Below are 9,250 nucleotides of genomic sequence, written 5' to 3' on the forward strand. Positions count from 1 at the left end.
GCCGGGACGTGACGGCAGGCACACTTGAACCATGTCCATCCACGAGAACCTGCTCGGGGGCCCCGCCCCGACCCACCTCCCCGACGACCCCGAGCCGCGCGAGCTGCTCGCCGCCGGCACCCCGCCCGCCGAGGTCGCCGCGAAGTACCCCACCTCCTCGCTCGCCTGGGCGCAGCTCGCCGACGAGGCGTTCGAGGGCGGCCGGGTCGTCGAGTCGTACGCGTACGCCCGTACCGGCTACCACCGCGGCCTCGACTCCCTGCGCCGGGCCGGCTGGAAGGGCCACGGGCCCGTCCCCTTCGAGCACGAGCCGAACCGCGGCTTCCTGCGCGCCCTGCACGCCCTGGCCCGGGCCGCGGGCGCGATCGGCGAGACCGAGGAGCACGAGCGCTGCTCGACGTTCCTGCGCGACTCCTCGCCGACCGCCGCCGACATCCTCAGCTGACCCCGGGCGCGTACCACTGAGCGGCTCCCCGCCCGAGCACACCGGGCGGGGAGCCGCTTAGTATGCGAGCAGGGGACCGGAGCTCCACCACCTCACGGAAGGGGCGGACCGCTACCCGGAAGCTCGTGTCGAGGAGACAGAAATGTCGACCAACCACCCCGACCCCGAAGCCACCGGTGCGGACACCCCGTACCTGGACTTCGCGGGAACGACTCCGTACGAGGACTATGTCCAGGCGGATGTCCTGACCCACCTCCAGCACCTGCGCTCGGACGATCCCGGCGAGATGGTCTTCCTGGTCACCACCCAGGTCATGGAGCTGTGGTTCACGGTCATCGTCCATGAGTGGGAGACCGCCACCCGCGCCCTGCGCGAGGACCGCATACCCGTCGCGCGCGACGCCCTGAAGCGTTCGCTGCGCGAGCTGGAGGCGCTCAACGAGTCCTGGCGGCCGCTGGCCGGACTCACCCCCGCCCAGTTCAACTCCTATCGGGGCTCCCTCGGCGAGGGGTCCGGATTCCAGTCCGCGATGTACCGGCGGATGGAGTTCTTGCTCGGCGACAAGTCCGCCTCCATGCTGGTGCCGCACCGGGGCGCGCCCCGCGTGTACGCCGAGCTGGAGAAAGCGCTCGGGGAGCCCAGCCTGTACGACGAGACCCTCGCCCTGCTGGCCCGGCGCGGGTACGCCATTCCCGAGGCCGTCACCACCCGGGACCTGACCAAGCGGTATGAGCCGTCGCCCGAGGTCGAAGCCGTGTGGGCGGAGATCTACGCCTCCGACGACCAGAACGACGAGCTGGTCCGCCTCGGCGAGCTGCTCACCGACGTCGGCGAGCTGGTGTGGCGCTGGCGCAACGACCATCTCGTCGCCACCCGCCGCGCGATGGGTTCCAAGACCGGCACCGGCGGTTCCGCCGGGGTCGCCTGGCTGGAGAAGCGCGCCACGAAGAACGTGTTCCCCGAGCTGTGGACGGCGCGCAGCCATGTCTGAAACCTCCCGTGACGCGCTCCGCGAACGGGCGCTGAAGCTCGACGCCGCCGATCCGCTCGCCGCCCGCCGCGAGCTCTTCGCGCTCGACGACGGCGTCTACCTCGACGGCAACAGCCTCGGCGCGCTGCCCGTCCACGTCCCCGCCCGGGTGCAGGACGTCCTCACCCGCCAGTGGGGCCAGCTGCGCATCCGGTCCTGGGACGAGAGCGGCTGGTGGACCGCGCCCGAGCGGATCGGCGACCGGATCGCCCCGCTCGTCGGGGCTGCCGCCGGGCAGATCGTCGTCGGGGACTCGACCAGCGTGAACGTCTTCAAGGCCGTCGTCGCCGCGGCCCGCATCGCGGGCGAGGGACGCGACGAGATCCTGGTTGACGCGACGACCTTTCCCACGGACGGGTACATCGCGGCGTCCGCCGCCCGGCTCACCGGACACCGGATCGTGCCCGTGGCGCCGGACGACGTACCGGCCGCGCTCGGTCCCCGGACCGCCGTGGTCCTGCTCAACCACGTCGACTACCGGTCCGGCCGGCTGCACGACCTGCCCGGGCTGACCGCCGCCGTCCACGCGGCGGGCGCGGTCGCGGTGTGGGACCTCTGCCACAGCGCCGGCGCGCTGCCCGTCGGGCTCGACGAGCACGGGGTGGACCTGGCGGTCGGCTGTACGTACAAGTACCTCAACGGCGGCCCCGGTTCGCCCGCGTACCTGTACGTCGCCGAGCGCCACCAGGCCGCCTTCGACTCGCCGCTGCCGGGCTGGAACTCGCACGCCGACCCGTTCGGCATGACTCCCGACTACGCCCCGGCGGACGGTTCCGTACGGGGCCGGGTCGGCACCCCCGACATCGTCTCGATGCTGACGCTGGAAGCGGCGCTCGACGTGTGGGACGGGGTGTCGGTGGACACCGTACGGGCCAAGTCCCTGGCGCTGACGGACTTCTTCCTGGAGTGCGTCGAGGCGTACGTCCCGGCGGGCCGGGTCACCTCCGCCACCCCGGCCGCGCACGCCCAACGCGGCAGCCAGGTCGCCCTGCGCTGCGACGACGCCGAGCCCGTGATGCGCCGCCTCATCGAGCGGGGCGTCGTCGGCGACCTGCGGCGGCCGGACGTGCTGCGGTTCGGCTTCACTCCGCTGTACGTCGGATTCGCCGACGCGGAACGGGCGGCGCGGGTGCTGGCCGAGGTGCTGGCGGAGGCACCGGCGGCCTGACCGGCCGTCAACGCCTGTGCGACCGGGCGGGGACGGTACCGAGTGCTGGTACCGTCCCCGCAGGTCAACCCAGTTGGGGCGGCACACAGGAACAGGCCACGGGCAGAGGACGGTTGAGCAGCATGTCGGATTCCCCGGGTTCCCCGGACTCTGCGGCGCGGGAGCGGGACGCGGCCGAGAGCGCGTCGGCCTTCGCGCACCCCGCCGTCGCCCCCGACGCCACCGCCGCCTACGGGGACCACCCCGACCAGGTCGTCGACTTCTACGCCCCGCGCGACGGCCGCACCGCCGCCCCGCTCGTCGTCCTCCTGCACGGCGGCGCCTGGCGTGCCCCGTACGACCGGGCCCATGTCTCCCCGCTCGCGGACTTCCTGGCCCGCCGCGGCTTCGCCGTGGCCAATGTGGAGTACCGGCGCGGCGGCGAGGGGCAGCGTGCTCCGGGCGCCGATCCGGTCGCGGGGCGCTGGCCGGAGACCTTCGACGACGTGGCCGCGGCCCTGGACGCGATGCCCGTGCTGGCCGCCCGCGCGCTGCCGGGCGCCGATGTGCGGCGGATCGTGGTCACCGGGCACTCGGCGGGCGGACACCTCGCCCTGTGGGCGGCGGCGCGCCACGTCCTGCCCGAGGGGTCGTCGTGGCGGTTGCCCGCCCCGCCGCCGCTGCGCGGGGTCGTCGCCCTGGCCCCGATCGCGGACTTCGCGGCGGCGGTCCGGCTGGGGGTGTGCGGCGGTGCGGTCACGCAGCTTCTGGGCGGGGAGGCCGGTGACGAGGACCGGGCGGCGCACGCCGACCCCGGGGTGCTGCTGCCGACCGGGATCGCCACCGCGATCGTGCAGGGAGTCGACGACATCGTCGTCCCGCAGGCGGTCTCCGAGGCGTACGTCGACGCGGCGGCCCTGGCCGGCGAGACGGTCGGGCTGACCCTGCTCGGCGGCGTCGGGCACTTCCCGCTGATCGACCCGGCCGCCGACGCCTGCGCCGTCGTCGCCGAGGAGATCACCCAGCTCGCCTGGTGAACCCTTCCCGAAGGGAGGCCCGGAACAGAGGACCGAAGGTGTCCTCAATGGTCTCTACCTTGGCCGTGTTGCCGCTCAGACGGAGTCGGAACCGACGAAGGAGAACCTCATGACGATCCTGGTGACCGGAGCCACGGGAACGGTCGGCCGCCGCGTGGTCGAGCAGCTGCTGGAGCGCGGTGAGCACGTCCGGGCCCTCACCCGCGACCCGGAGCGGGCGGAGTTCCCGGCGGGCGTCGAGGTCGTCGGCGGCGACCTTGGGAACCCGGCGTCGCTGGCCCCCGCGCTGCGCGGGGTGACCGGGCTGCACCTCATCACCTTCGGCGGAGCGTACTTCGCCCCGCTGGAGACCGCCGACGAGATCCTCGCCCTGGCGGAAGAGGCGGGCGTGCGCCGGGTGACCGTGCTGCACGGCGGCGGGGACACCCCGGTGGAGACGGCGGTGCGTGCGAGCGACTTCGCCTGGACGGTCGTGATGCCCGTGGAGTTCATGGCGAACGCCCTGGAGTGGGCGCCCGGCATCCGGAGCGAGGGCGTGGTGCGCGAGCCGTTCGTGGACCGGCTGAGTGCGATGGTCCACGAGTCCGACATCGGCGCGGTGGCGGCCGTCGCACTCACCGAGGACGGGCACGGCGGCCAGGAGTACCTGGTCACCGGACCGCAGGTGCTGACCGTCCGCGACAAGACGACGGCCGTCGGCGCGGCGCGGGGCGCGGACGTGGAGCTGGTCGAGCTCACCGAGGAGCAGGCGCTGGAGACCTGGCGGGGCCAGGGCATGCCGGAAGACGTGATCGCGTTCCTGATCGACGTCTACCGGGACACGCCGCCGGAGGGCCGGACCGTGCTCGACACGGTGGAGAAGGTCACCGGGCGGCCGGCGCGGACCTTCGCCCAGTGGGCCGAGGAGCACGCGCACCTCTTCCGCGCCGAGGCCTGACCGGGGGCCTGACCGGACCTCCGGGGCGGTGCGGCGGAGGCGGGTAGTCCTTGAGACGGACGCTCCGGAATCCGTAGCGATGCTGACGACCCGCCGTCCGCCGCCGCCTACCGTGGAAGCGTGACCGAGACCCAGACGAAGACCAGTGGCCCGGAGTTCCGGGCGGCCGCAGGGGCCATCGACGGCCTGCGGAACGACCTGATGCGTGATGTACTCGCCTACCGGCCGCTGCCGCCGCTGAACCCCGACGGCCGGCTGATACGGCGGCTGCCCGAGGGCCTGCGGAAGGCCACCGTCTGGACCCCGCACGCGCTGGTGCTGTTCGCCGCCTTCCTCGTGATGATGGCCGGGTTCGCCGAGTGGAACCACCGCTTCCTGATGGGCGTGGTGCCCGCGATCCCGGTCGCGATGACCCTCATCAGGCCGGTCGCAGCCTTCTGGGCCTCGATGCTGGCGACCGTCTTCTGCGGGATCCTGGGCAGCGAGCTGTGGGGGCCGAGCACCTTCGCGGCGCAGGTGGTGGTCCTGGTGGTCGTGGCCGCCCGGACCCGGCCCCGTACGGCCGCCTTGATGTGGCTGCTGACCCTGCTGTTCGGGGTACTGGTGGAGGGCGGCGACCCGTCGATCACCGCGCCCCTGGTGACGCTGTCCGCCTTCGCGCTGCTCGTCGTCGCCGTGGTCCAGATCCGGCGCGACGCCGAACGCGAGGTCACGGTCCAGCGCACGGTCACCGCCGTCGAGCGCGACCGGCGCACGCTGCTGGAGGAGCGCACCACCATCGCCCGGGAGCTGCACGACGTGGTCGCCCACCACATGTCGGTCGTCGCGATCCAGGCCGAGGCCGCCCCCTACCGGGTGGAGAATCCGCCGCCCGAGCTGGAGCAGGCCTTCGTCACCATCCGGGAGAACGCCGTGGCCGCCCTCACCGAACTGCGCCGCGTCCTCGGGGTCGTCCGGGCGGAGGACTACGAGGCCCCCGACGCCCCGCAGCCCACCCTCGCCGCGCTCGACGGACTCCTGGACAACGTCCGCGAGACGGGCCTCGAGACGGAGAAGGTGATCACCGGGGCCGTCCGCGAGCTGCCGCAGGGCGTCGAGCTGTCGGCGTACCGCATCGTCCAGGAGGCCCTGAGCAACAGCCTGCGGCACGCTCCGGGCTCCACGGCCCGGGTCGAGCTGGGCTATGTCCTCGGCGGGCTCGGGCTGCGCGTGGTCAACGGACCCGCGCGGGGCCTGGTCAAGCCCTCGCCCGGCGCCGGGCACGGGATCACCGGGATGCGGGAGCGGGTCGCGATGCTGAACGGCGAGATGACGGCCGGGACGACGGCCGACGGCGGGTACGAGGTCGCGGTGTTCCTCCCGGTGCCGCTGTCCGAGCAGCCGGAGCGCCCGGAGTCCGGGGATACGGCCGAGGGCAACGCCGACACCGTCGTCATCGACCGGGACGGCCGGGCATGAGCGACACCGACATCCGGGTCCTGATCGTCGACGACCAGATGATGGTCCGCGAGGGCTTCTCGGTCCTGCTCAACGCGATGCCCGGGATCACCGTCGTCGGCGAGGCGCTGGACGGCCGGCAGGCGCTCGACCAGGTCGCCGCCCTGCGCCCGGACGTCGTCCTGATGGACATCCGCATGCCGGAGATGAACGGCATCGAGGCGACCCGCGAGATCGTCGCCCGGGACGCCGACGCGAAGGTCCTGGTGCTGACCACCTTCGACCTCGACGAGTACGTCTACCAGGCGCTGCGTGCCGGGGCCTCGGGCTTCCTCCTCAAGGACGCGTCGGCCCGGCAGCTCGCCGACGGGGTACGGGTGGTGGCCTCGGGCGAGGCGCTGCTCGCCCCGACGGTCACCCGGCGCCTCATCACCGAGTTCTCCAAGCTCGCGGAGACCCCGCGGCCGCCCGCGCTGGCCCGGATCGGGGATCTCACCGAGCGCGAGACGGAGGTGCTCGTCCTGATCGCGCAGGGGCTCTCCAACGCGGAGATCGCCTCGCATCTGATCGTCGCCGAGTCCACGATCAAGACGCATGTGAGCCGCATCCTGGTGAAGCTGGGGCTGCGCGACCGGACCCAGGCGGCGGTGTTCGCTTACGAGGCACGGCTGGTCACCCCGGGGTAGCCGGAGCTGCGCCGGACCCCTTGCGGCGGGCGCGGGCACGGGTAGCGTCGGGCCATGCACGTGTCCTTCGATCCCTGGTCGCCCGCGTTCGTCGCCGATCCCTACCCCGCCTACACCGCGCTGCGCGCCGCCGGCCGCGCGCACTGGTTCGAGCCGACGGGGCAGTGGCTGATCCCGCACCACTCCGACGTATCGGCCCTGCTGCGCGACCGGCGCCTCGGGCGTACGTATCTGCACCGCTTCAGCCACGAGGAGTTCGGCCGGACCCCGCCGCCGCCCGAGCACGAGCCGTTCACCACGCTCAACGGGCAGGGCATCCTCGATCTGGAGGCCCCCGACCATCCCCGGATCCGGCGGCTGATCTCCAAGGCGTTCACCCCGCGTACGGTCGAGAACCTCGCCCCGACGGTGAGGCGGCTGGCGGCCGAGCTGGTCGACGCGTTCGTGGCCGATGGCGGCGGGGACCTGCTGGCGGAGGTCGCGGAGCCGCTGCCGGTCGCCGTCATCGCGGAGATGCTGGGCGTCCCGGAGACGGACCGGGGGCTGCTGCGGCCCTGGTCGGCGGCGATCTGCGGAATGTTCGAGCTGAACCCGTCGGAGGAGACGGCGTGGGCCGCCGTCCGCGCCTGCGTGGACTTCTCCACGTATCTGCGCGGCCTGATCACCGAGCGGCGGGCGAACCCCGGCGACGACCTGATCTCGGCGCTCATCGCCGCCCACGACGAGGGCGAGCGGCTGACCGAGCAGGAGATGATCTCCACCTGTGTGCTGCTGCTGAACGCGGGCCACGAGGCGACGGTGAACACCACCGTCAACGGCTGGCGGACCCTCTTCCACCACCCGGAGCAGCTGGCCGCCCTGCGCGCCGACCCCGCGCTGCTGCCCACCGCGATCGAGGAGCTGCTGCGCTACGACACCCCGTTGCAGATGTTCGAGCGCTGGGTGCTGGACGACATCGAGATCGACGGCCAGGTGATCGAGCGGGGCGCGGAGGTGGCGCTGCTGTTCGGCTCGGCCAACCGGGACCCGGAACGGTTCGCGCGCCCGGACGTCCTGGACCTGTCCCGTACGGACAACCCGCACATCACCTTCGGCGCGGGCATCCACTTCTGCCTGGGCGCCCCGCTGGCCCGGCTGGAGCTGGCCGCGTCCTTCGGAGAGCTGCTGCGGAAGGCGCCCGCGCTGCGGATGACGGCGGAGCCGGAGTGGCAGCCGGGGTATGTGATCCGGGGTCTGAAGGAGCTGCGCGCGGAGGTGTAGGCCTTCCGGCCGGGGCCGCGGGGGCTCAGCAGGGGTCGTAGCACTCCGGCCTCGGCGCCCCGGCCAGCGCGTCCACGGCGATGCCGAGCGCGAAGAGGACGGCGATGGCCGCGACGCAACCGAGCGCCCGCTTCCAGTCGCCCCGGACCAGGAAGAACACGGCCAGGGCCGCCGCGGTCCCGCCGAGGATCATGAGAGGCAGACCGACCCAGAGCACGTTCCAGTTGGAGGCGCCCTCGAAGCCGTCGAGGAGACCGCCCTTGCCGTGCGGCGCCCAGAGCACGATGCCCGCGAGCGCTCCGGCGAAGGCGGTCACGCAGCCGGCGGTTCCGACGACGGCTTCACGCCGCGGGTTCTCGGTTTCCATGATCCGGGGGACGCGACGGAGCACGGGAGCGGTTCCGGGGCGCGTTCAAGCCCTCCGGGGGTTCTTCTCAAGCCCATCCGGCGATTGAGGAGCGGGGGCACGGGGGCACCGCCCCCGCATCACGTCAGCGGGTACGACTTCCGCCCCGACGCCTCGTCGATCTCGTCGTGCGCCTTCGTCAGCAGTTTCATCGCCAGTTCGTTCAGCGCCCGGGCCCCCGCGATCTCCTCCCCGACCCGCTGCTGGTCGGCGTCCGAGGGATGGCGGCTGGCGTAGCCGTGGGCGCGTACCTCTGTTCCGTCGGAGAGGCGGACGAGCGCCGCCGCACGCGTGCGGTGCGTGTCCTCCTCGAATTCGAGGTCGATGTGCCATCCGACAGCGATCCTGGTCATGACGGTCACCTCCGGGACCTGGCAGTACGGGACGGCTCCGGGGCCGTCTCCTACCAGCGTGCGCCCGCCGCCGCGTCCGCGCTCGCCGGGCCCGGGAGCATCAGCCCCCAGGCGCCCGCCCGGACCGTCCAGGTCCGGGTCCGCACCGGCCCCCCGGTCTGTATGTCGGCCCGGTAGCGGAAGTCCGCGCCGGAGACCGTGACGGCCTTGGCCTCCGCCGTGACGTCCTCGCCGGAACCGGTGCGGACGACGACGTCGGCGAGGCCCCCGTCTCCCTGGGAGGTGACCGAGAGGTCCCGGACGGGCGTGTCCAGGTCGCTCAGCAGCACCCCGTCCGCCTCGATGCGCAGGCGGTGCGTGCCCGGGTTCGTCGTGGCGGCGACCGGGGCCGGGCGGACCAGGGAGGTCACCAGCGAGCGGCAGGTGTCCCAAACGGTAGTGACGCCCGCGTGCGGGGTCCCGGAGCCGGGCGGCGGGGGCGGCGGGGCCGGGAGGCGCAGGCGGCCCAGGAC

The 9,250-nt window shown here is 73.3% G+C and carries 10 protein-coding genes and 1 pseudogene; 8 read left to right on the top strand and 3 right to left on the bottom strand.

Annotation, left to right across the window (positions count from 1 at the left end; translation table 11 throughout):
- Positions 1-31 precede the first annotated feature (31 nt).
- The 8 genes from D3105_RS22140 to D3105_RS22175 all read left to right on the top strand — a co-directional run bounded on the left by D3105_RS22140 (position 32) and on the right by D3105_RS22175 (position 7,979).
- On the top strand, positions 32-445 hold the full coding sequence (locus D3105_RS22140; protein ID WP_003967556.1) for a DUF3151 domain-containing protein: 414 nt from the start codon (positions 32-34) through the stop codon (positions 443-445).
- Positions 446-587: 142 nt separating this feature from the next.
- The gene (locus tag D3105_RS22145; protein ID WP_030722149.1) at positions 588-1,436 is read left to right on the top strand and encodes a tryptophan 2,3-dioxygenase family protein; all 849 of its coding nucleotides are present in this window, start codon (positions 588-590) and stop codon (positions 1,434-1,436) included.
- A complete protein-coding gene (gene kynU, locus D3105_RS22150; RefSeq protein WP_118904821.1) occupies positions 1,429-2,643 on the top strand; it encodes a kynureninase in 1,215 nt (404 codons plus the stop codon). Before D3105_RS22145 ends, kynU begins: the two co-directional genes overlap by 8 nt.
- Before the next feature lie 122 nt (positions 2,644-2,765).
- Positions 2,766-3,659: an alpha/beta hydrolase gene (locus D3105_RS22155; RefSeq protein WP_118904822.1), complete on the top strand. Its 894-nt coding sequence runs from the start codon at positions 2,766-2,768 to the stop codon at positions 3,657-3,659.
- Between the two features lie 109 nt (positions 3,660-3,768).
- On the top strand, positions 3,769-4,596 hold the full coding sequence (locus D3105_RS22160) for an NAD(P)H-binding protein (RefSeq protein WP_118904823.1): 828 nt from the start codon (positions 3,769-3,771) through the stop codon (positions 4,594-4,596).
- Positions 4,597-4,716: 120 nt separating this feature from the next.
- Positions 4,717-6,054, top strand: coding sequence for a sensor histidine kinase (locus D3105_RS22165; RefSeq protein WP_118904824.1), 1,338 nt, complete (start codon positions 4,717-4,719; stop codon positions 6,052-6,054).
- The gene (locus D3105_RS22170; protein ID WP_006126329.1) at positions 6,051-6,719 is read left to right on the top strand and encodes a response regulator; all 669 of its coding nucleotides are present in this window, start codon (positions 6,051-6,053) and stop codon (positions 6,717-6,719) included. The genes D3105_RS22165 and D3105_RS22170 overlap by 4 nt, the downstream gene beginning before the upstream one ends.
- A gap of 54 nt (positions 6,720-6,773) precedes the next feature.
- Entirely contained in the window at positions 6,774-7,979 is a 1,206-nt protein-coding gene (locus tag D3105_RS22175; protein WP_118904825.1) for a cytochrome P450, read from the top strand.
- Positions 7,980-8,004: 25 nt separating this feature from the next.
- Here the strand turns inward: D3105_RS22175 and D3105_RS22180 are convergent, their stop codons facing one another.
- The 3 genes and pseudogenes from D3105_RS22180 to D3105_RS22190 all read right to left on the bottom strand — a co-directional run.
- Positions 8,005-8,346 carry a hypothetical protein gene (locus tag D3105_RS22180; RefSeq protein ID WP_118904826.1) on the bottom strand — a complete coding sequence of 114 codons (342 nt, stop codon included), beginning with the start codon at positions 8,344-8,346 and terminating at the stop codon, positions 8,005-8,007.
- A 119-nt stretch (positions 8,347-8,465) separates the two neighbouring features.
- On the bottom strand, positions 8,466-8,738 hold the full coding sequence (locus D3105_RS22185; protein ID WP_006126332.1) for a DUF1876 domain-containing protein: 273 nt from the start codon (positions 8,736-8,738) through the stop codon (positions 8,466-8,468).
- Between the two features lie 50 nt (positions 8,739-8,788).
- Positions 8,789-9,250 (bottom strand): annotated as a pseudogene (locus D3105_RS22190) (diacylglycerol kinase); the annotation flags it as partial.

Origin of the sequence: Streptomyces globisporus (genome assembly GCF_003501885.1) — a bacterium.
Lineage (GTDB): Bacteria > Actinomycetota > Actinomycetes > Streptomycetales > Streptomycetaceae > Streptomyces > Streptomyces globisporus_D.